This is a genomic window from Deltaproteobacteria bacterium, from assembly GCA_016208165.1.
Taxonomy (GTDB): domain Bacteria; phylum Desulfobacterota; class Desulfarculia; order JACQYL01; family JACQYL01; genus JACQYL01.
Genome location: JACQYL010000093.1, coordinates 1 through 22,977, shown reverse-complemented (window position 1 = coordinate 22,977; position 22,977 = coordinate 1). Strand labels below are relative to the sequence as shown.

Genomic DNA, 22,977 nt, shown 5'->3' with positions numbered 1-22,977 from the left:
TACCATCCAGAATGCGTTTACTAAAGGAATCGTCCTCACCATTGTATGCTGGATCATCGGGTGGTTTAATTACAAAGCCATCTATTGGTTGGGTCTGGGCGCCGGGTGGGCCTTCCCGATCATAGGCAGCATGTACTTCCTGTTGGTGTTTTTTGCCTATACCGGAGAAGGGTGGTTCTACTCGGGTTTCAGCCAGGGACGACAGTTCGGCATTCTTGTCATCATGATTTTCGGTTTGACCTGGATACTTACACAGACCATGGTTCGTTGGGTGCCCCCCTGGTGGTTTCCATTTTGCCAAATGGGCCTGGCCACGGGTCTCTTTGCATACCTGTTCCGAAAGATGAAGCAGCCGATGAAAGGCATTCTGATGTGGGCGCTCATGTTTCTAGGCGTCGCGATCTGGCTCTACATTTCCGCCAGAACCGGGATTTGGGATCTCAAATTGGACGACGTGTCGGGCGGCTTTTGGAAGATCGGCCTCTATGATCCCGGCATGGAGTGGCTCCTTTTGTTCTTCTGTGGATGCGCGTTTGTATATGGAATTCTGGTGCCCTTGCACAATTGGCCGTTCACTTTGATCCCCATGCCTTGGGGAGGATGGATCGCGAGTATCTGTATCGCCATCTTCGCCATTATCATGACCGCCATCGTCAAGGCCCTGATTGGGCCGGTGTTCGCGGATATGAACGAGGCGCTGACCTATGGCTACATGGGTGTTGCGTGGTCCTTTTTCGTCCCGCTCTTTTTCGGCGTCGGGCTTTCGCAACCCTATCTGTGGACCGGTCAAAAAACTCCGGGAACCTGGGAGGACGTGGACTAGACTTTTCTCCGGCTCGCCGGCTCACCCCTTTCCCACCCTGATGCGGGGCTGGAGGCCGGCGAGTTTCAAGGAGTTGGACGGAAGGCAGGAGAATAACCTGTTTCAAACAGGTTTCGTTGAACAAAATGTCGGACATCACTATTAGAACAATTGCTGAAGCAGGGGTGGTCGGGGCCGGAGGCGCGGGATTCCCAACCCATGTCAAATTATCCGGTCGAGCCGATTCCGTCATCTTGAATGCGGCGGAATGCGAGCCACTGCTTCATAAAGACAAAGAAATCCTGCGTCGGCATACGGAACTCGTTATCGAGGGGTTGTCCGCGGCGATCCGTTTCGTGGGGGCGGAAAGAGGTTTCGTGGGAATTAAGGAAAAATACAGCGGAGTCATTGACCTTTTACGATCTAAGCTGCCCCCCCACATCACCATCGCCCCTCTCCTCGACGTCTACCCTGCCGGCGACGAATTTGTCCTCGTGTACGACGTTCTGGGACGGGTCATCCCGCCGGGTGGCCTCCCCCTCCACGTCGGCGCCGTGGTCATGAATGTCGAGACGGCGTTTAACGTGGCCGGCTCTCCGAAACACTCCGTTACGGAGAAGTTTCTGACCGTTGCCGGAGCAGTGGCAAACCCCATCACGCTTCGTGTACCCATAGGAGCGCCTTTATCGGCTTGCGTCGAAGCGGCCGGAGGATCTACCGTAGCGGACGCCAACTACATCGTGGGCGGCGTTATGATGGGATACCTCGAGGAAAACCGGCAGGCTCCGGTGGACAAGACTACGGGCGGTATCGTCGTCCTTCCTGACGATCATGTGGTCGTGAGACGCAGACGAAGGACCCAAAACCAGATGGATCGTATCGGGCGCAGCGCCTGCGACCAATGCTGCTTCTGCACGGAATTGTGCCCCCGGTACCTTCTGGGCCACCCCCTCGAACCTCATCGGGCTATGCGAAGCCTTATGTTCAATCTCATCGGAGAAGCCAACGTGTTGGGTACGGCCTATTGCTGCGAATGCAACCTCTGCAGCCTGTACTCGTGTCCGGAGGACCTGGACCCGAAGGACGTATGCGCGAAGAACAAGAAGCGGTTGGCGTCCGAGGGCAAACGCTGGGAGGCCCCGCCGTTTAACCCCAAACGCCCTGAAATGCTTATGGCCAACCGCAAAGCCCCGATGCGGCGCCTTATGCTGAAACTGGGACTGACCGGGTTCCGAAATGTTGGGCCGCTACGGGAAGATCCTCTGTCCATAAATCGGGTCGGCGTCAAGCTCAAGCAGCACATCGGAGCGCCTTGTGAGCCTTTGGTGGAAGTCGGGCGAGAGGTTCATCGCGGGGAAGTCATCGGAAGGCCGAAGGTAACGAACGGCAAGCCGGCCCTCGGCGCCCCCGTTCACGCTTCCATCGACGGGAACGTCACGGCCATTTCAGACGGAGTCGTTTGGATAGAAAAATTCTAAGGACAGAGCCCTGACAACCGTGAGTAACCATGGGAAACAGCAGATGTCTATACCCCAATCCATAGGAGCGGTCGAGCTTTCCAGCGTAGGCATCGGGTACAAAGTGCAGGATGCGATGCTCAAAGCCGCCGCTGTTGACTTACTGCTCGGCCGGACCGTTTGTTCGGGCAAGTACTTCATTGTCATCGGCGGCACGGTCAGCGACGTCAAGACCGCTATAGAGACGGGTGCGAGAGTGTCCGGCGAAGCCATCATTGATCAGATGGTCATCCCTAATGTGCACGCCTCGGTGTTCCCGGCCCTGGGCCAATCCGTGGTGTTGGACCCGGATCAGGTCGAGGCTCTAGGAATCGTGGAAACGTTCAGCGGCGTGAGCGCCATCATTGGCGCCGATGCCGCCGCCAAAGCTGGAAATGTCGCTCTCTTCCGCATACACGTGGCTATGGCCTTGGGGGGCAAGGGGTTCTGTCTGATGACCGGGACCATTGCCGATGTGCGGACCGGAGTGGCTGCAGCCGCGGCCAAAGCCCGGGAGCGCGGCCTGTTGGTCAGCGAGGTGGTCATTCCCCGCCCCAGGAAAGAGCTTCTCCAAGAATATCTCTGACCGTAAGTCCTCGCACGCACGATCTCGGATTCCTTCCGACGTCTCCTTGAAAACCGGAGGAGGAGGCTCCCCCTCCGCTCACCCGAGCCGACAGCCGGCCAAATCCGGATTGACAGCCGTCCGACCCCGTGTGTATAGTTTAAGCGTATCAAACGGCATACATTGGGCTATTTCCAAGGAGCGTGACGAGAAGTTAAACTCTTTGGCGGAGTGGAGCCTGCTTCGATACCGCCTCGCGATCCAGCTCGCAGCTTCGTATACTCGGAGGTGCAACACAAAAGCCGAGAATGCTTAGAGCCGATGACCTTTGCGGGTCTCCTTTCCTTTTTCGCTTTCTTTTCCCTCGCACGCGAACGCGGAAATGGGTGCGTAACCGTCAATCCAGATAATCAACAACAGAGAAGACCAACATACGTTTCGTCTTTGCTAAGTGAAGATGTTCACTTGCCAATCGCGTTCAATGTTGGTTCTGTCCGTTCAACGTGGCGGGATTCCTGACGAACGCCGGTTTTTGATTCCGCTCCGTGTCCCTTGAATCCGGCCCATGGCCCCATGTTCAATCCGGAGAGAACGGTGCACCAGCCTATTCAGTTGTTGGACCTTATCGACAAGGAAAAATTGAACAGACTCCTGGAGGTGTTCACCGGCGTCACGGGAGTGGCGTCCATCATCGCTCATCCGGACGGAACTCCCACCACCGAACCCCACAATTTTACCCGTTTCTGCTCCAATTTCTGCCGTTCCACTCCCATGGGCAGGAGCCTCTGCCATAAGAGCGACCGCCACGGCGGCATTGTGTCGGCCCGCACCAGGAAACCCCACATTTATAACTGCCTCAACGCCGGGTTGATCGATTGTGCGGCTCCCATTATTGTGGAGCAATATCACCTGGGTACGATCTTGTGCGGACAGGTATTGGAAAAGCCCATGCTCGCCGAAGTGGCCGCTCAGAGGGCCCTCAGGATCGGTATTACGGACGTGGACTCTTACCTGGCCGAACTCGAGAACGTACCGATCATGAGCCGTAAACTTCTTCTGGCCATAGTGAAGCTCATGTCGGAAATCACCCAGACCATCAGCGAACTGGCGCTCCAGAAGTACCTTTCACACAAGGACTCCCAGCGCTATCTCACGCGCTTAATTGACAGCGTGTCGGATTGTATTATCTCGACCAACGAATACAGTACCATTTCCATGGTCAACGAGGCGGGCGCCAGGATGTTCGGACAGGAGACATCGGAATTGCTCAACCGGCCCATCCTGGATCTTTTCGCCGACTCCGTGTCCAAGAAGACCTATGTGGATAACGTGGATGTGGCGCCCTCCAACAACTGGCGGGCCGAAATGACGGCGCGTAAAGCCGGCGGTCAGACCTTTCCGGTTCAGGTCTCCATGTCAAAGGTATGCACTGTTGACAAAGAGAATTCCGGTTATGTCGGAGTGATCAGGGATATTTCCGAAGAGAAGAGGATCGACCGAATGAAAGACGACCTGATCGGAATGCTCACTCACGACATGAGGAATCCGGTCCTCTCGATTCAGAAGGCCGTACAGCTACTGGTAAACGGCCCCCTGGGAGCGTTGAATGAGCGCCAGTTGGAAGTCTTGCGCCTCGTATTGGCCACCAGTCACCAGCTCTATGGTATGGCCAGTGATCTCCTGGATATCTACCGGGAAGAAAACGGACAGTTCTTGCTCCATCGATCCGTCATTGATCTCGCAGACGTAATCAAGGAAAGCATCAATCATTTGAAAATGATGGCCCGAGACAAGAAGATTTCCATACGGTTCGGCCCTTACGAGGAACCCATTCACGTGTGGGGGGACCCCAATCGACTGCTGAGAACACTTGGCAATCTGTTGGATAACGCGATCAAGCACAGTCCGGATCGGGGTACGATAACGATTGATGTGCATCGATTGAACGGCAATCCTCAACGCCCTGTGAACTGCAAAGTACCGGACCAACTCGCCGACCGTTTGCCTTCGGACGCTCCATACTGGGTGACTTCCGTGTCCGATGAGGGCATCGGCATACCGGAGCAATACCACTCTTGTATTTTCGACAAGTTCTTCAGTATCAAGTCTAAAGACCACAACGGCAGAAAGGGCGTTGGTTTGGGTCTGTCCTTCTGCAAACAAGTTATTGAAGCACACGACGGCTTCATATGGCTGGATTCACCCATCTCAAAAGATAAATATGGGAAGCCTGGCGGTTGCAGGTTCTCTTTTGGAGTCCCTTCTCAACCCATTAGACAATGATCGCGGAGGAACTCGGCTTTATTCAGGTACGTAACTCAAGACTGAATTAAACCAACACTATTTTCAAGCTTATTTGTAACGATGCGATCTTATCAAGGATGGTTAATTCAAGGAGGTTTTTTCCTTATGAGAGTATTTTTATCCGATGACCATCCGCTGTTTAGAATTGGGATGCGCCTCAGTTTCGAACAAGAAGATCATATTGATCTCGTTGGAGAGGCGAGTGATGGATATAGCTCAGTTGAGCGTATACTATCTAGCAATCCGGATGTATCATTAATAGATGTGGATATGCCTGGAATGTCTGGAATAGGAGTAGTTCGAATACTGAGAAAAGCCGGTTTCCAGAAGAAAATCATTATACTTTCCACATATAATGACGAAACTTACATACGCGATGCAATGGATGCCGGGGCAGATGGTTACGTTCTGAAGTGCGTGGAAGGTTCTGAACTCATCCGAATCCTTCGTTCCATGCACGAAGACAGACCAACGGTGTCACCCTATCTCGTGAATCTGGCGCTGAATCCCAGCGTAAATCATGTCTACCTGAACTCAAACCTCGAAGAGACCGCCGCTTTGACATCCAGGGAAAAGGAAATTCTTGACTGTCTGTCGGAGGGGCAAAGCAACAAAGAGATTTCGACCACACTGAATATCAGCGTCGAGACAGTGAAGAGTCACCTTAGAAGCATATATAAGAAGCTGAACGCCAAGAGCAGGGTCGAAGCCGCCAAGTTGGCGATAAGCATGAAAAGATATCGATAGGCTGCAGGACTGCATTCTTTTGCCCCTGCGATGGTGTTCGCTTTCATGCGCTGCCTGAAGAATGGAGGGAAACGATCGGGCATTCCGGTACTATGTCAGGAACTCCTCGATGCTGGTGGACGTCCGGAAACGTGGTACGCACTTAGAGATCTCGGATCGGGGCAATCCCTCTGAACGACGCCGATCTCGGGTCCTCTTCCTTTTCCACAGAGCGCCCCTCGGCCCGTGCACAGGCCCTGACAGGGTGAACGGACCCTTGTTTGGAAGGTACGAAACCTCTCATCAAGAAATCCGGACTAAAGGTTTCGCAAACAGGGTCGATAAGGTAATTAGACCACCCAAGGAGGGCGAAATGAAACCATCAAATCGAACGTATGCTTTCGCGATCATGGCAGCTTCTCTGCTCGCGCTCAGCCCTGTTGCGGCTGGGGCGACCGATGACTTCAGGTACGATTGGCCGACCCGAGGTAGTTTCAGCTGGTATACGTCCCCCCCCGAAGAAGCGAAAAATGAAAGAAACACCTGGAATACAGGGGACCACTGGACTTCCGAAGCGAGGCTCGACGGAAGTCTGAGCGGATGGAACGAACAGGGGAATTACTGGCGGTACAATGCCGGATCCAAACTGTATCATAATTATACCACCGGAGAAATGCGATATCGAGGCCGCCCCATGTGGTAGGACCGCCGAATCCGTGTTCGCATGAGGCCGGCCTCTTTCGTCTTCATCCTGCCCTCTTTCCCGAGAGTGGCGCTGTCCCTCCTACCTACTTGTAGGTGTTCACCTTATTCGGGATCGGGCTCTAATCGAATCGGATTTTTCGGACGTGGAAACCTCCCCGCTACACTGGAGCGGATTGTGGGAAATTCCCTTTCGAATCGGCCAGGAGATTCAATATCTCTTTGCGGACGCGGTTCGATTCCTCGCCGGTTCGATCTCGGGGCCGGGGTGCATCCACATCGATCCGCCTGAGGATACGCGTAGGTCTTTCGGAAAGGACGAAAATCCGGTCACTCAGGTACACGGCTTCGTCCACATTGTGAGTCACAAACAGGATGGTGTCCTTCCTCCGGGTCCATACACCCATCAGGAAGGCTTGCATGTCGTTGCGGGTCTGACTGTCGAGGGATCCGAACGGTTCGTCCATCAGCACCACTTCCGGATTCACGATGAGGGTTCTCGCGATGGCCACCCGCTGTTTCATCCCTCCCGATAGTTCCTTGGGGTATCTGTTCTCGAAGCCGGCAAGTCCGAAGTTACGGATATACTCCATGGCGGCGGAAGTGCGGTCTTTTTTGGCCACGCCTTTGATCTCGAGCCCCAATTCAATGTTCTGGATCGTAGTCCGCCACGGGTAGAGGGCGAACTCCTGGAACACCAGTCCCACCCGCTGGTCCCGCTTCGTAACGGCTTTTCCATCCAGCAAAACCTGTCCGCTCGTGGCGGATTCCAGCCCGGCGACGATGCGGAGAATGGTGGTTTTCCCGCAACCGCTGGGTCCAACGATGGAGACAAATTGCCCTTTCTCGATCCGGCAATCGAATCCCTTGATGACAATCACGGGTTCCGAAGATCGATCGGCCGGAAACAGTTTTGTCAGATCGGACAGTTCCAGGCTGATTGCCATGAGTGGTCACCTACCGCCAACGTATCAACCTTCGCTCCCAGAATCGTAAACCCCAATCAATCCCCAGGCCGATGATCCCGATGATCAGCATGCCCGCGATGATCTCATCCGGTCTCTGGATGTCCCGAGCCGTCATGATCATGTATCCCAAACCGTATCCCTGCCTGACACCGGTGAATTCCGCCGCCACCAGGGTCATCCAGCCGATGCCCATACCGATTCGCAACCCCGTCATTATTGCCGGCACGGAACCCGGTACCAGGACTTTCAAAAAAACGTCCCGGTTGGTGGCGTTCAGGGTTCGAGCGGCCTCGACGAGCAGTTTGTCGATGGAAAGCACTCCGGACACGGTGTTCAGCAGAATCGGGAAGAAGGCCCCCAGAAAAATAATGAAGGCCGCCGAGGGCGTTCCGATTCCGAACCACAGGATGGCTATGGGGATCCAGGCCAGGGGAGGTATGGGACGGACCATTTCGATCAGGGGCCCAAAAGCGTCTCGAAGCTTCGAGGACCACCCCATAGCGATTCCCATGGGAACACCCAGAATCACCGCCACACCGTAACCCAGGAACACGCGGTACAGACTATAGCCGATGTGCGCCTGCAGCGGATGTCCGGGGGGCATACCGACGGCGATCAGGTCTCTCAGCCCCAACGCAACGCTCACCGGAGAAGGCAGTTTGAACGCCGGTATCAACTCGAGAAGGCAGAGGCCCTGCCAAACGACAACCACCGCCAGGGGAGGAAGGAGACGCTTCCATCTCATCGCGATTGAAGGGATTTCAGCATGTCCGGACGAAGGAACCGCTCGGTGAAAGCTCCCGCATCCGGAACCTTGATGTATTTGAGTTCGGACAGAAACTCGACATACTCTTTCTCACCCTCTACGTTCAGCTCATACGTATAGTGCACGTTCTTCATGGCCGTTTCAACCGTCTTCGCGTCCATACCCGTATATTTCACCCCGATTTGCAGGGCCTCTTCAGGGTACGCGCCAATGTACTCGGTGGCCTTGACGTGCGCGCGAAGCACCCCTAGCACCCGGTTGGAGGCTTTCTCTAGAAATACTGAACTGGAAACCAGCACGCAGCAGGGGTGACCCGCCCAGATGTCATGGGAAGTGGCCAGGTTGCGTCCGACCCCCAGGGTATTCGCCTTTGACGGATACGGCTCCCAGGCCACAAAGGCGTCGATCTGGCCGGTACGAAGGGCTCCGATCATTTCAGGGGGCTTGACCACAATAATGTTTACTTTGCTCAGGTCCGCCTGCTGATCCGCCATGGCCTCACCGATGGCTTTTCTCAACAAAAAGTCCTGCACCGTGGAATGGCCCGGTACGGCCACTGTCTTGCCCTCCAGATCGGCCACTGAAACGATCCCCGATGCGTCCTTGGCCACCACCAGCGCGGATCCCTCGGTATTGACCTGAGCCACCGCGACAACGTCCGCTGCTTTGTTAGCCACGGCCGTAGTGGCGGGCGCTTCGCCCACGTAGGCCATGTCTAGGGCTCCCGCAGCGAAGGCGGTCATGATCTCGGGTCCGGCCCTGAAGATCCCCGCCACTTCCACGGACACCCCTTCCTCCCGGAAGAAGTTCTTTTCCAGCGCCACCCAGAGGGCCAAATGATGAATGTCGTTCTGCAGATAGGCCATTCGAACGGGTCTATCCGTTGCATGACCCTGCGTAAGCCCCATGAGCAGAAGGGAAAAAATAAGCACGGCCAACACGTTTCCAACGTATTTCATGATGCCCCTCCAAATCAGGCGATTTTCCTTTGCAGGGCCGCATCCTCCGCGTTGCCGCCCAGCAAGGATTTGGCCACAAGACTGGTCACATCCTTCATGGCCAGATGGGAGTTCGCGGCCTTGATGCCCACCTGGAGTCCGGCAAAACAGAAGGGACACGCGGAGATCAATTCCTGGGCGCCTGTCGCTTCGGCCTCTCTCACCCGGCGTTGAGCCATCTTTCCCTGTATGTCAGGGAAACCGGCCTTCACGCCTCCTCCGGCGCCGCAACATCTCGAGTATTGACGTATCCGTTCCATCTCGACCAGCTCAATGCCGGGAATCGCCCGGATAACGCGTCTTGGCGCTTCGAACACGCCCGCAGCCCGTCCCAGGTGGCATGGATCGTGGTACGTAACCTTCGCTTCCACCGGATGCCGGAACTCGAGTTTCCCTTGTTCGATCATCCTGTCCAGGAATTCCACCATGTGCAGCACTTCGAAATTCAATTTCCCCACCAGAGGATAGTCCTCCTTGATGGTCTTGAAGCACCCCGCGCAGGAACTGATGAGCGTATGGATCCCGAGTTCGTTGAAATCTTCGATATTATCGGAAGCGATGCGCTCGAATTCGGCATCCCCCATCCTGAGCAGAACGCTCCCGCAGCATCGTTCCCGGCCGCCCAGGCAACCGTAGTCCACCCCGGCCGCCTCCAGCACGTTGATGGTATTGACGGCTATCTGCCGGACGTTTGCGTCATATACGGCCGTACAGCCTAAGAACAACAACACCTTGGCCTGGGTTTTCTTGATCTCCCTCGGCTCATCGGCGATCAGTTTTTCTTTCTTGGCTCTTCGAGCCCACTTGGTCCGCGCCTGTCTCGGCTGCTGCCACGGGTTGTCGTACGCCTTTACGCTTTTCACCAGCGGCTTCTGCGACTCCAAAGGACCGTAACCGGCGGCTACGATGAGTTCGCGAATGTTCTCCCAGAGATTGACCGTATCCAGATTCGCCGGGCAGACGATCTCGCACTGGCCGCACGTCGAGCATTCGTACAGATGCGCGGCGAAGGTCTGGACCATATCGTCCGTCACTTCCGGAACACGGAACAGACCCCGGATGATCTTTTTGAGAGGCTGTCCCACGCCCGGACTTCGCAATATCCGCCCGGCCATTCCATGCTGGGCCTTTACGATTTCGAGAAACTCCCGCGCCTTGGTTCGCGGAATGAGGTCCTCCCGCCGGTCCTGATCGTACACAGGGCACCAGTTCAGGCATTCTCCACAGCGCGTGCACGCTTCCAACTGCATAAGCCGATGGGCGCTCAATCGCTCGATGGGTACGATGCGGGCGGGCTTGGACGCCCCGGTCATCCGGTCTTCCGGCCTCGAGGGCTCCTGTCTTTCCGGCTCGGGCTCGTCCGGTTTCACCGTTAATACCTGCTCGAGGGCGTCCGGAGCGGCTTCTCTCTCCGATGCGTCTTCGACGTCTGCCGTCCCTGACGTGGGTCTCGAGTCTCGAAGTTCCGTTTCCGGCTCGATATTAGGGGTTTTCGCGGATTCGTTCTCCGGCATGATCCTATTCCTTATGGACTTAACATAGAGTCTCCGGCCCCGTGCGCCGTCCGGCGGACGGAAGCCGGGACCTGCGGCAAAGCAGGCTCGTTTCCTGTGGAACCGTCCGCGCGCCGCTTATTCAAGCGTCCTTCTTTAATGAACGTATTATCAAGTTAAGAGGCACGGTAATCGCATGTTTCAGCTTGCCGAACGGCAGATACATCAGAAACAGGATCCACATCACTGCATGTATATACCATAACACATTAAACGCGCCCTGCCAGTCCAATCCCCACAGAGCCCATAATCTTGAGAACGCCAGGCCGAGAAACGAATATCCCGCCACATCGACCGGAAGTCCCGTGATAAGGATTCGGGCGCCCTCCAGGGCGAATCCGCTCAACGTCAACAGGCCCACCAGGGCCAGCGTGATGTTGTCCTGTTCCTCGGTCAACACATGTTGCGGCTTCCAGACCAGCCGCTGCCCGGCGGCCCAGAACACGCCCACGAGAATCATGAGGCCCAAAAAATCGTTTATGAAAGCCACGAACCAGTGGTTTTTGTCCAGCAACGCCACGGCGATGTCGCTCTCCGGATTCAGTCCGAACCAGATCATGGTGAGCAGGCTCAGGAACAGGCGGCCCATGAAAGCAAGAAAAATCGTCGAATGGATCGTCCATCGTTTGACGCTCTCTTTCAGAATCCTGCGCTGAAGCAAAACGTCGAAAAGGAGGGTGCTCAGAACCGTGCCTATGTGACGGGAGAACACGGTGTCCCATGTCAGTTCTGAAAAGGCCGCTACTTTTCCATGCGTGGACTTCGTTTCTCCGGCCACGCTGCCTTGGAACCAGAAGGCGACCATGAGGAACAATCCCGCCACAAGCACGATCAATGTAACCCAGAACATCCAGTGACCGATGCTTAACGGGGCGTTGTGACACATGACGCAAAGAAAGCTCTTGGCCGGCGGCGTCGCGGCCGAAGCGCCAACCGCGTTTCCGGAGTAGTGACATCGATCGCACAACTCCCGGTCCGTGGCGACCGTCATCCGGTGATCCGATAACCGGATCGGCTCCCCCTTGTCGTCCAGATGCGCCAACCGCACTCGACGGTCCGCGGGGTCCAAAAGTACGAACCTGGAATCCGTATGACACGCCTCGCATCGAACTCGTAAGTGCGGCGACGCCTGCGTCCCTGCTTCGCCGTGCACCGCGTGGCAGCCCAGGCATTGGACCCCTTCCACGCTCCGATGCGGAGACCGGGCAACGTCCGTGTGGCAGTGGATACAGGCAGCCCTGGAGTGTCGTGATACGCTGGTGGGGTCCTCGTTCACCTGCAACGAAACCGGTTTACCCTGCACGTCGCCCCGACAGGATTCCTGCGCGTGGCACTCCTGACAAAACGCCCTCGAGGACATCACCCCTTCGTAGGTTGCTATGTTTCGCCGGTGATGGCAGTCCAGGCACTCGCGTTTTTCGGTCGGTAACGTCACACGCTCGCCATAAGGGGTTACTGCCGCCCACGCCGTCAGGCCGGCAATCAGAACCAGAGAAACCAACACGATCTTCTTCATGAGAGTACCAATCCCCTTACCGATCGGACGAATCCATTCCTAAGAATCGAAATTGGCCTTGCAGCGGCCGAATTCCCCTCCGCCCTTCAACGTGTCATCGGAATCGGTCTACTTTCCCGAGGCCCCCGACTCCTGTTTCGAAGTCACATAATCTTCCCATACACCGGCATGATCTTTTTTCATCCTCTCGACGGTGATCTTGCCCGTGAAGATCGACGTGTCCACGGGGTACACTTCCGGGCGAAAATGAACCGTAACCATGTGAATGACGATTTTCAGCGTGACCGCCATGATCGCTTCATAGAGATGAAGGACTTGGGCAAGATTTACGAAGTATCCCGGGAGCACACTGGAAAAGGATTCGGGAAACCACAGCACGAGCCCAGTCAGCCCCATGGTGTTCATGCCCAGGAAAAACGCCCAATAGTCGAACTTTTCCACGTAGCTGAATTTGTCAAATTCGGGAGGCGTGCCGCGACGGGCGAAAAAAAAGCGGAAATGCTGGGACATATCCTTGAAGTCCTGCATCCGTGGGAGCAATGAATAGGGCCCTTTCCATTTACCCTTCAGCACCAGCTTGTAATAAAAGAACCACACAAGATGGACTACCACACAGGCGTATGTCATTACGGCAAGGAATCGGTGCAGATTCCCTGCGTTTTGCGATCCCCCCAGAACCCACATGACGGCCCTGGCCCAGAACTGATCGCTGAAAGCCAGAGAAAGCCCCGTGATGGCCAGGCCCGAAAATCCGATGAGAACCACCAGGTGAAGGAATCTATGCAGCACGCTGAAGCGCCGTACCATCTCTTCCCGCGGACTATTCGGTTGCATGTTATTGTTTCCTCAGCTTTTCATGAAGTTCCCGCAGAATCCAGAGAAAGGTATGCCCGAAGAACAGTACGAGAACCAGGGCCACGACGACAAAGGCGATGATTTTCACTCGATGAATCAGCACCAAGGTTTTCTGTTTTTCGAGTTCTTTCTCCGGCAGACTCTCGAGTGTATCGTGAATGACAAAGGCGGTGAACTCTTCGCTCGCCTGTGGATGACAGCGCGCGCACGCTCCCAATGCCGCGTCCCGCTTCTTGAGCGAAATCACGTCGTGGGCGCCGTGGCAATCCGAACAAAAGGCGGACTTTTCATCTCCCAGAAATACCGCCGTCCTGCCGTGGTAATTGTCGAGATAACTGATCCATTGCGCCTCATGACAGGAACCGCAGACGTCCGCCATCCTCCGGCCGTTGTCCAGCCTCGATAGGCCCGAAGGCGTGTAATGCGAAGAATGGCAGTCCCCGCACGTCGGAGCCTTCTTTTTCGCCCCCGTGCTTTCATCCGAGGACGGGACGGCCCGGCCGGTCTCCTCCGTCAACGCCTTGGCATGGGCTCCTTGCTGCGCGCGTTCGCAGGCAACTTTGTGACAGGATTTGCACCGAGTGTAATCGAAGGTTCGGGTAGCCGAATCTCTCAGCTCTTCGGGATCTTTGAGGTCCGGGTGTTCCCTGCCATCCTTCACCATGGTCCCATGGCACTTCTCGCAGGTAAGGGACGCGTGAGCCGATTCGGCGTAGAGATTCATATCCACGAACCAGGTCGAATCGGGGTCCGGCGTCTGTCTCGCATGGGAAGCAGCGGCGGTTAGGTTCAGGAACCAAAGGAGGAAACCGATCAGAAACACTCCCGGCATAACGAACCGGCGAGCCTGCAAGGTCAATCTTTTAACGAGAGCAGCCCTTTTCAATGTTGTCCCTTTCCTGCCTCTGTTTTCAGGCGCCACATGAGTGCCGGCTCTTTTCCGCAGCCCTCGGGGTCCAAAGCGTTCAGAGCGTCACATACGCCGGGGCAGTCCTCGGTCGTGCGACACGCTGCGGAAATACAGTTCGAGAAACAGGGTCGCGTACACGTGAAGCAGGCGGAACAGTTCCTCGGCATGTTCCGTGGTTTCTTCGTTGAGATCGATCCGACGTTTCATGCTTCGTAACAGCTCCGTCGTCCGCCCGGCCGCGCGGATCAGGGGTTCGTGTTCACCCGCCCGGCCGATCATGTGCCTGCTTTTTTCCAGCACCCTCACCCGGTTCCACATGCTTTCAAGAAATACTCGTATCTTTTCCGGCTCATAGACTTTGGCCCCGATCCTCCATCTGATCGGCAGGATTTCCAACCCCACGGACACGATTCTGCTGTTGCTCAATTCCCTTTTGAGGTCTTTCAGCAAGGCGGATCGCTCCCGATCTCCAAGAAAGGCTCGGCCCTCCGTGGGTTCCGCGGTATTGACAGGCGCTTTTCTCATGTCCCGGAAGATGATATCAGCCAGCCGGCCATTGGCTTCAGGATAGTGAGGATGCTCGAAATGGGGGCCAAACAGTACGAACGCGCCCTCCCCCATCCGCGAACGCACCACCGCCGCCCGATCGATCAGGGTATCCCTGGCAACGGTTTCGTCCACGAGGAACAGCGTCTTATCGGAGAAGTCCTCGTAATAAGCCAGGACCTCGACCTCCTGCGTGGCCGTCATGGAAGGTCCGCCGTACATGGGCGCTGCAATCCGGTGAGGGCCGCGGAATTGGCTGACGCCATTGACCCTGAGTATCACTTCTTCGCGAACGGGATGAAAAACAAAATCGCATCCGTACGCGGTGCAGAACTTATACGCCATACGCGTGGGTTCGGGTAGTGTTTTCGCCAGGTTGGCGATCTTCACGTTGACATAATTGAACAAATTCAGAGGGGTCTTTGAAGACCTTAGCGGTAGATACGCGCCCGCACAGGATCCGATGTAGAGGCCTCCCCGGCGTACGAACGCCTCGATACGGCGGGCGCCTTCCTCGCCCAGCGCTTCGGCCACGGCAAACGTATCACCGCCCGAAACGGCCAGCACGTCCAGGTCCTTCAAGCCGCCGGAGCGAAGACGGGCTTCGTCCAGGAAATCGAGATCATGAAAACCCATCAGATCGAACGCCTCGACGAACCAGAGCCATGAATGGGACGTTCCGGCGCCCGCATAGATTCCGATCTTCGGGTAACGGAGCAACCGACCGCCGACTCCGTTTTCGGACAGCTCGCTCCGTCCGCTTCCCGCATCCCGGAAGTGCAGTTTTCCACCCCTGACCAACTGCGCGTTGATCGAAGCGTAAAATCCATGAACGTCCTCGCGCATGTCGCCTCAAACCGCAGAGTGGACCGGTTCTGGAACGCGAGCCTCTCTCGAACGATCACCCCCCGGCCGACCCGTGTCGGCAGGCAGGTCGGGGGGGCAGGAGGTTGAGAACGCCGACGTTCGGAAACTGGTTCTACTCTCTTCCCGGAACCCGAACGCGGGTTCCGGGCGTTTTTTCCTGATTGTTGCGTGCGGGGTCTCCTCAGCAGCCCGTTGAAAAAGCCGGGTTGTTACAGGCCGTTGAAAAACGATGAGATGCAAGGCGCGCAAATCCCGAGGAATGAAGGCGTACATAGAGTACGTCGCAGTGACGAGGGATGAAGCGCAACGCCGCGGATCGCGTTTTTCAGCGGCCTGTCAGGACAGAAGGTCCCCCACTACGATATCCAAGACTTCCCTATCGAGTTCCAGCTCGGTTCCGATCCTGCTCATCTCGAGCAGGTTTTCCTCGGTCAGTTCCGGCGCCATCACCGCAAAAATGGGATGGATTCCGAACACATAGGCCACGGCCATCCTGCGTTCCCACCATTCTCCCTTGTCGCCCGAGATGGAGAAGTCGCCGAAAAGCGGCTGCTGAGGACTCCAGGGGCTGAAGATACCTCTTCCCGGCAGGAACACGGTTCCGGTCAGCGAAGACAGCGAGGCCTCGATGGCAGCGGCGTCGGTCTTTCCCGCCTTCCCGGACAGCTCGGCCACAGCGGCGGCGTCAACGCCCTGTTTGGCGCAGGCTTTCATCAACCGGCATGCGGCCTCGGCGGACAATCCCAGTTTCTTGAAGCCCAGCAAGGCCTCCACGTCCGTCACTCTGAAGCCCGGCTCATCCGTACCCGGATCCGTCCGTTTTTTTGGATCCGCGTCCAGAAACACGAACGTGTGGCTGGGATAAGGGGTATTGTAACAGGCGCTGTATCGATGAACCAACGGGGCGAGCCAATCTTTTACGTCGCCCTCCCCCAGGGCCGCACAGATGTCTTCGACCCCTTTCTTCCCCACTGACGCCCCGTTCTTGATACTCGAGAGGACCTCGAAGGCGGCGTCGACAAACGCTTCGGGATCGGCGATCTCCAAGAGACCCATTCCTCGGAGTGCGATGCCTTTGAGATTCTTTTGTCCGAACAGTTTCCCAAAGCCGAAGCGATCCCCGCTGGACCAGTAGTTCACCCCCACCTGAGCGATATCCGAGCCTCCCTCGCCGGCCGGGCCGACGGCCAGGACCTGGATCAGATCATCCCCCAATGTCCTCCGCAGAGCGTCCGTGGTCTGCCAGAGGTTTTTTCCCCAAAGTTCCGATGCATCGGAAATATCGGCCACACCGTCATGGATCCACAAGTAGACCGGTTTGTCGGAACGGCCTTTGATAACTGCATAATCAAATCCGGCGTACTTCAGTTCAATTCCGGCATGGTACGTTACAGGGGCGTGGCATACCTTCCCGGTGACCGGACTCCGGGCGGTGATCACGGCCAATGAGGAGGCCGGATACAGAGTGCCGGTGAGCAGACCGGCGCCCAATACGATAGGCTCATCTTCCTGATATTGTTCATACAGGGCCTTGGTGATGCCCGCTCCACCGATCTTTTCCGCAACCAGGTCCTCGTCCAGATCATATTCCGAAACCTCACCGGCCTCCAAATCCACGATGAGAATCCTCTCGGACGACAGGTATTCCATATCGGTCTCCTTATGATTCCAGAGTGATGGCGTCCACCGGACAGACTTTCACGCACATGGGCCCATACTTCATTTCCTCGCACAGGTCGCAAGGCTCCCGGAGCAGCATGGGTTTTGCCGAGGCGTCCTCGTCTTTCTTTTCGCCGGAAGTATCCTCGTCTCCGGAGGCCCCGATGATTTTGACTTCGACGCCTTCCGGGCGGGCCACGACCAAGCGCTCTTCTTCTTTCAGGATCACGCCGAAGTAGTTCTTTTTCTCACGGCCCCGGTACAGCACGATGCACGCGGACAGAAAAGCGAAACCATCATCCCTGTGGTACCCGCAGGCCATTTCACAGGCCATGCATCCTATACATTTCAATGCGTCGATGTTGACTCCCATGGTTGCAGTCCCCTTGTGATTGATGAGATCCATAGATAGTTTCCATCCAGCAATGGCCCTTTTTCACAATTTCGGCGTCAATCCGCGCGATTCCTTGTGCGACGCACCGCTCGTACGCCTCCGCGGAATCGTTTGATTTCCTTGAACTTATAAAAAATGACACATTTCTGATCCGGAAACCCCATAGCGCCCACATTTCATTCTTTGGATGGGCGCTAGATCGAGGTCGAAAAAAACCGACCGTCATAAGACGCCTGGAGTTAAGGGTCCGGATCGGGCCTTGAAGACAACCCGATTGGGATAGACGGATCGAAGTCACACAGCGTCCACCTCCGGCCGGGTTTCGGTCGAGACGCCTGCTTCACCGAATAAAAAAGCCGTATAGCCAACATTCAGAGACAAATCAAGCAAAATATCTGATGTTTTAATGTTTATAATTTTTCCTTGACACGCCCCAACCCGTATGTCATATAGCTTCGTACGCGTTTATCACAGGACGGCGGAGCACGAATCCACGCCTTCGGTCAAAGTTCGTGATGCATTGGGCTCCCCCCTGTCATCCCCTCCAACCAAACCATCAGGGTATGCCCACCCGGATTCATAGGGCCCGGTCATCATGTTCAAAACAGCTAAGTTCAGTAGAATATCTGAAAATATCGTTCAACAGATCCGGCAAGCCATCCTTCAGGGAAAGCTCAAACCCGGCGACCGACTGCCTTCGGAAAAAGGGCTTGCCGAAGATTTCGGAGTCAGCAAAGCTTCCCTCAGGGAAGCGTTCAGAGCCCTCGAGGCCTTGGGCCTGCTGGAGGTCCGCCAAGGCGTCTCCGGCGGCGCCTTTATCCGGCAAGTCGATGAAAAAACCGCTCGTGACGCCCTCACCAATTATCTCTACTTTCACAACCCCTCCATTGCGGAACTATCCCAGGTGAGATGCATCATCGAACCTCAATTGGCGGAGATCGCCGCTCTGGCCGCGTCCGAGGAAGAACTCGATCAGCTCGAGGAAGGACATCAGGAATTGAAGGCGTCTCTGAGTGACGATGATTTCAACCACTCAGTGGAGATCGATTTCCATCGTCGGATCGCCATCATAGCGAACAACCCGTTCATCTGCCTGATTATGGACGCCGTACGAGACATGCTCGTTGGCATAAAAGATCTGATTCAGACGGATCGCGATTTTTCGGAAAAAGTGTATCTCGCGCACGATCGCATATTGATTGCACTGCGGGAACGCGATCCTAATAAAGCGCGTATCGAGATGTTCCGCCACGTCAAGGAGGTCGAGCAGAGCCTGATCGTTTTCAAACAGCGGCACAGCTCGCTCCGGGATTCCGATCTCGACGGCCGGCGCGTCATTCGGGCCGGCAATGAAACGTCCTAGTGTAATCGGTGCGATCCGTCACCTGAACTCTGCGCTTCGGAACAAATTAAGAAAGATCCAAGAGATCTATAGGAGGTTCGAACATGCATTACATGTTTGACGAAGAGCACGTCGATCAAGGCGTACTTAAGGAGCTGCGGTCCATCGTAGGAGAGAAGAACGCCACTGCAGCCAAGCACGTCCGTTTCGCCTATTCGTACGACATGTCGTTCGTGCAGCCGAAAATGCCGGACTACGTGGTGATGGCTCAGACGGTGGAAGAGATACAGGGGATCCTTCGCCTGGCCAATAAAGAGAAGATCCCTGTGATACCTTTCACGGCGGGGACCAATATCGGCGGACTCTGCATCCCCGAACGCGGCGGCATCCTGCTGGATCTGAAACGTATGAACAAGATCATCGATATCGACACCGAATCGCATTATGCGGTCATCGAACCCGGTGTGTCTCACGGCCAGCTAGCAGAAGCGTTATATAAGCACAAACTCCGTTTCGGGTGGCCGGTGGGACCGCCTTCCGCCTCCGTGGCTTCCTGCGCCATATCTCATGGGATCGGCGGGCTGAACGCGCGATATGGGCTCAACAGCCAGGAAATCACCAGCATGGAGGTGGTTCTGCCCACGGGAGAACTCGTTCGCGTGGGGTCCTGCGCCATTCAGGAGAATGCCTGGCACAGCGTGTTGCCTATGCCCCAACTGGATGGACTCTTCAAAGGGTGGCTGGGTTCCACCGGAGTCGTCACCAAGCTGGGTATCGGAGTGCACCCCATTCCTCCTGTGCTGAAAGTCTTCACCGTATCCTGCAGCACCGTGGAAGATATGTATTCCTATATGTTGAACCTGAGCAACTATGAAATCTGCGACGATTTGACCGCCGTGTCCTGGTGGCTCGCCCAGGTTCCCATTCCGTATCCGTATCGTCCCAAGCCCGACGGGGCGCCGGAATGGTTCAGCTTCGCCAATACCAACTCCTTTACGGAAAAGGAAAAGGAAGCCCGGGTGGAAATCTGGGAAACGGTTGTCGAGGAAGAAACGAAAAAGGGGACCTCCATCAAGGTCACCCAGTATCCCGAAGAGGCGCTCCGCGCCCGGACCCAGTTGCCCAGCCAGATCGTCGGCTCGACCAAGAACTACTGCAAAATGGCGGGGGCCGGAATCTCCTGGCCGGGAACGTTCACTCCGGCGAAGAAATGGGCTCCCGTGTACAACCGTTGGAAAGAAATCCTCATCAATGCAAACCTTTCACCCTCCGTTCGCATGTCTATGTACCGGGGAGTTCACTACGGTATGCTCAGGGCGATGATTCCGTTCAACAAACAGAATCCGGACGACGTTGAAAACGCCCGGCGCGCCATCGTGGACTGCCTGAAAGCGGATCTTGACGAAGGCGGCCTCCCCTATAAGCCCCCTGTGGACTTCGCGGAGCAGATCAATCAGCGGGCTCATCCGGGATATTTGATGCTGTTGAAACGTGTGAAATCCATGCTCGATCCGAACGATATCATGAATCCCGGAAAGCTCGGAATATGACACCCGATACGCAGAGAAGTTCAACAACCCTTTGTCCATAAAGGGGGCAGGGAGGATATCAATGAAGTGGAACATACCGTCTCTGAAAGATCTTGAACGATATTACTGGAGATGCACCGCATGCGGCACCTGCCGAACCGCCTATAACTACGGACCGCCGCCCGTTGCCAAGCCCATCTGCCCGGCCGGTACGGAATTCGGTTTCGAAGGGTTTTACTCTTCCAAGGGAAAAGCGGCCTTTGCAAGGGGCCTGGCGGCGGGTGTGCTGACGTTCGACGACCCCGAGTTCCTCGAAGCCGTATATAAATGCACCGTATGCGCGGGTTGCCAACACCAATGTCAGGTGGACTTCAAGCCTTATATCCCCGAAGTGATCGAGGCCATGCGCCGGGAGGCGGTGAACGCTGGTGCGGGGCCCATGCCGCTGCAGAAAAATCTCATCCAGTCCATGAAGAACTACAACAACCCGTACCAGGGACCTAGAAGGGTGCGTACGGACTGGACCCGGCCCTTCAAAAAAGCCAAGAAACCGATCAAGGACATCAACAAGGAGCACGCGCCCATCCTGTTCTACGTGGGTTGCACGGGAGCGTTCAATACCGCGGCCCGCGCCGTTCCAACAGCCACGGCTTCCATTTTTCAGAAGTTGGGTCTGGATTTCGGCATACTGGGAGAAAACGAAGTGTGCTGCGGCTCGACGGCCATGCGCGTCGGCGACGCCGAAGAATTCAAACGCGTGGCTTCGGCCAATCTCGAGACATTCAAGAAGCTGCACGAAGAACGCGGCGTCAATCGGATTATCACGTCCTGCGCAGGCTGTTACCGCGCCATCAAAAAAGACTATGTGCTCGCGACCGACTACAACGAGATGATGGAGGGTATTGAGGTCATTCACACGGCGGCTTTTATTCACCGCCTGCTCAAGGACAAGGAACTGGCATTCTCAAAGGAGCTTCCCTGGAGGATCACGTACCATGATCCCTGCCACACGGGCAGACACCTGAACACATTCATCGTGGACAAAGACGGCTCCCAGCTTTGGGAAGGCGCATACGTGGACATGGACGAAAGCGATTGTCTCTACGACGAGCCGAGGGAGGTCTTGCAGGCGATTCCGGGAGTGGAACTGGTCGAGATGGAACGCATCCGGGGCAATTCATACTGCTGCGGAGGAGGGGGAGGCGTGATGACCGGTTTCGGCGAATGGGCCAAAAAGAATGCGTCACTTCGAATACAGGAAGGCATGGAAACCGGCGCGGATAAGATGGTGTCCATCTGCCCCTTCTGTCACTACAATCTCAACGAAGGCGCCAAAAGCATCGGCAGCGATATCCGGCTCGTCGACCTGGTGGAAATGGTGGATCAGGCGTTGGGCGGATAAGCCTGAAACGTGTTACAGGGGCGCGCCAACTGCTTCGATGCTTGGATGCGTCTCCGGAAGAGCTAACATCAGCAACCCGGGAAGGAGGTGCGGATCGGAACGGATTGGCAGAAGAACTGACAAGTAGATCGTAGTTCAAACAGGCGTTACTGCCCCAAATGCATAGGAGGGGAAAATGAAAAGACTGTTCGTTGTTGCACTCTGTTTGCTGGCCGCCACGCTCTTGTGGACGCCTCGATTCGCCGGCGCTGAAGAACCGGTGAAGATCGGGGTCATCGTGCCGCTTTCCGGCATAGCGGCCCAAGGTGGAGTCGAGTTGCGGGACGGCATCGAGATGGCCGCTAAAGAAAAAAAGACAGTCCTGGGACGTCCCATCGAACTCATTGTTGAAGACACTCGAGTAAAACCCGATGTAGCGGTGAGCAAAGCGGAAAAGCTGGTTTACAAGGACGGCTGCGTCGCCCTGATCGGTGTGTTTTCGAGCGGCGTCGGTCTCGCTATCGCCAAGAACATCGACAAATTGAACGTTCCTTTCCTTACCACTCACGTGATGACCAGCGAATTCTACGGCCTTCACCCATTGGTGTTCCGATCCGGCCAACTTGCCAACGATCAGACCGCCGTGGGCAATGTAAAAGGCATCCTGGCCACTCCTGACCTGAAGAACAGAAAATACTATGTGCTGGTCCACGATTACGCATGGGGGCACGATGGCGGCGAGCGGTTTGTGGCCCTTGCGAAAGAAAACGGCATCGAAGTAGTGAATCCCGACTTCGATAAGGCTCCCATCAATACAACGGACTGGTCCACCTACATCAGCAAGATCAAAGCTTCCGGAGCGGACGGGGTCTACATCGTACTGATCACTACGGTCATTCCGGTGTTCACCAAACAAGCGGACGAATTCGGACTGTTTGAAAAAACGAGACTGGTATCCGCCGCCGCTCCCGGAGTGACGGAGCTAGAAGCCGGCGGAAAGGCATGCTACGGCATATTCGGCGCTTCCTGCTATTCCTGGGACATCGACACTCCGGCGGCGAACGATTGGGAAAAGAAATATTGGGAAATGTACAAAGC

At 55.9% G+C, this 22,977-nt stretch carries 20 protein-coding genes; 10 read left to right on the top strand and 10 right to left on the bottom strand.

The genetic code is table 11. The annotated features are described in order from the left end of the window. The 6 genes from HY788_17830 to HY788_17805 form a co-directional block, all read left to right on the top strand. Positions 1-823 (top strand): hypothetical protein (locus HY788_17830; protein ID MBI4776005.1); only part of this gene is annotated, 823 nt, incomplete at its 5' end. A gap of 125 nt (positions 824-948) precedes the next feature. Beyond that, entirely contained in the window at positions 949-2,280 is a 1,332-nt protein-coding gene (locus HY788_17825; GenBank protein ID MBI4776004.1) for an SLBB domain-containing protein, read from the top strand. 43 nt (positions 2,281-2,323) lie between these two features. Then, entirely contained in the window at positions 2,324-2,884 is a 561-nt protein-coding gene (locus tag HY788_17820) for a BMC domain-containing protein (GenBank protein ID MBI4776003.1), read from the top strand. A 573-nt stretch (positions 2,885-3,457) separates the two neighbouring features. Beyond that, positions 3,458-5,146, top strand: a complete 1,689-nt coding sequence (locus HY788_17815) for a PocR ligand-binding domain-containing protein (protein ID MBI4776002.1) — start codon at positions 3,458-3,460, stop codon at positions 5,144-5,146. A 126-nt stretch (positions 5,147-5,272) separates the two neighbouring features. After that, positions 5,273-5,914, top strand: a complete 642-nt coding sequence (locus tag HY788_17810; GenBank protein MBI4776001.1) for a response regulator transcription factor — start codon at positions 5,273-5,275, stop codon at positions 5,912-5,914. A gap of 352 nt (positions 5,915-6,266) precedes the next feature. Further along, positions 6,267-6,596: a hypothetical protein gene (locus HY788_17805; GenBank protein MBI4776000.1), complete on the top strand. Its 330-nt coding sequence runs from the start codon at positions 6,267-6,269 to the stop codon at positions 6,594-6,596. 160 nt (positions 6,597-6,756) lie between these two features. Here HY788_17805 and HY788_17800 read toward each other — a convergent pair whose 3' ends face one another. The 10 genes from HY788_17800 to HY788_17755 all read right to left on the bottom strand — a co-directional run bounded on the left by HY788_17800 (position 6,757) and on the right by HY788_17755 (position 17,639). After that, positions 6,757-7,542, bottom strand: coding sequence for an ABC transporter ATP-binding protein (locus HY788_17800; GenBank protein MBI4775999.1), 786 nt, complete (start codon positions 7,540-7,542; stop codon positions 6,757-6,759). Between the two features lie 10 nt (positions 7,543-7,552). After that, a complete protein-coding gene (locus tag HY788_17795) occupies positions 7,553-8,308 on the bottom strand; it encodes an ABC transporter permease (GenBank protein MBI4775998.1) in 756 nt (251 codons plus the stop codon). Beyond that, entirely contained in the window at positions 8,305-9,288 is a 984-nt protein-coding gene (locus HY788_17790) for an ABC transporter substrate-binding protein (protein ID MBI4775997.1), read from the bottom strand. The genes HY788_17795 and HY788_17790 overlap by 4 nt, the downstream gene beginning before the upstream one ends. A 14-nt stretch (positions 9,289-9,302) precedes the next feature. Next, positions 9,303-10,841 carry a (Fe-S)-binding protein gene (locus tag HY788_17785; GenBank protein MBI4775996.1) on the bottom strand — a complete coding sequence of 513 codons (1,539 nt, stop codon included), beginning with the start codon at positions 10,839-10,841 and terminating at the stop codon, positions 9,303-9,305. A gap of 121 nt (positions 10,842-10,962) precedes the next feature. Further along, positions 10,963-12,396, bottom strand: coding sequence for a hypothetical protein (locus tag HY788_17780; protein MBI4775995.1), 1,434 nt, complete (start codon positions 12,394-12,396; stop codon positions 10,963-10,965). A 108-nt stretch (positions 12,397-12,504) separates the two neighbouring features. After that, positions 12,505-13,230 carry a cytochrome b/b6 domain-containing protein gene (locus HY788_17775; GenBank protein ID MBI4775994.1) on the bottom strand — a complete coding sequence of 242 codons (726 nt, stop codon included), beginning with the start codon at positions 13,228-13,230 and terminating at the stop codon, positions 12,505-12,507. Position 13,231: 1 nt separating this feature from the next. Then, positions 13,232-14,137, bottom strand: a complete 906-nt coding sequence (locus HY788_17770) for a hypothetical protein (GenBank protein ID MBI4775993.1) — start codon at positions 14,135-14,137, stop codon at positions 13,232-13,234. Positions 14,138-14,224: 87 nt separating this feature from the next. Beyond that, the gene (locus tag HY788_17765) at positions 14,225-15,553 is read right to left on the bottom strand and encodes a Type 1 glutamine amidotransferase-like domain-containing protein (protein MBI4775992.1); all 1,329 of its coding nucleotides are present in this window, start codon (positions 15,551-15,553) and stop codon (positions 14,225-14,227) included. A 357-nt stretch (positions 15,554-15,910) separates the two neighbouring features. Further along, positions 15,911-17,224: a hypothetical protein gene (locus HY788_17760; GenBank protein MBI4775991.1), complete on the bottom strand. Its 1,314-nt coding sequence runs from the start codon at positions 17,222-17,224 to the stop codon at positions 15,911-15,913. Between the two features lie 10 nt (positions 17,225-17,234). Beyond that, entirely contained in the window at positions 17,235-17,639 is a 405-nt protein-coding gene (locus HY788_17755; protein MBI4775990.1) for a 4Fe-4S binding protein, read from the bottom strand. A 583-nt stretch (positions 17,640-18,222) separates the two neighbouring features. On the opposite strand from HY788_17755, the gene HY788_17750 reads away from it, so the two are divergent. The 4 genes from HY788_17750 to HY788_17735 all read left to right on the top strand — a co-directional run. Beyond that, positions 18,223-18,990 carry a FadR family transcriptional regulator gene (locus tag HY788_17750; GenBank protein ID MBI4775989.1) on the top strand — a complete coding sequence of 256 codons (768 nt, stop codon included), beginning with the start codon at positions 18,223-18,225 and terminating at the stop codon, positions 18,988-18,990. A gap of 83 nt (positions 18,991-19,073) precedes the next feature. Next, the gene (locus HY788_17745) at positions 19,074-20,519 is read left to right on the top strand and encodes an FAD-binding oxidoreductase (protein MBI4775988.1); all 1,446 of its coding nucleotides are present in this window, start codon (positions 19,074-19,076) and stop codon (positions 20,517-20,519) included. Between the two features lie 61 nt (positions 20,520-20,580). Then, positions 20,581-21,900: a (Fe-S)-binding protein gene (locus tag HY788_17740; GenBank protein ID MBI4775987.1), complete on the top strand. Its 1,320-nt coding sequence runs from the start codon at positions 20,581-20,583 to the stop codon at positions 21,898-21,900. 175 nt (positions 21,901-22,075) lie between these two features. Then, positions 22,076-22,977 (top strand): ABC transporter substrate-binding protein (locus HY788_17735; protein MBI4775986.1); only part of this gene is annotated, 902 nt, incomplete at its 3' end.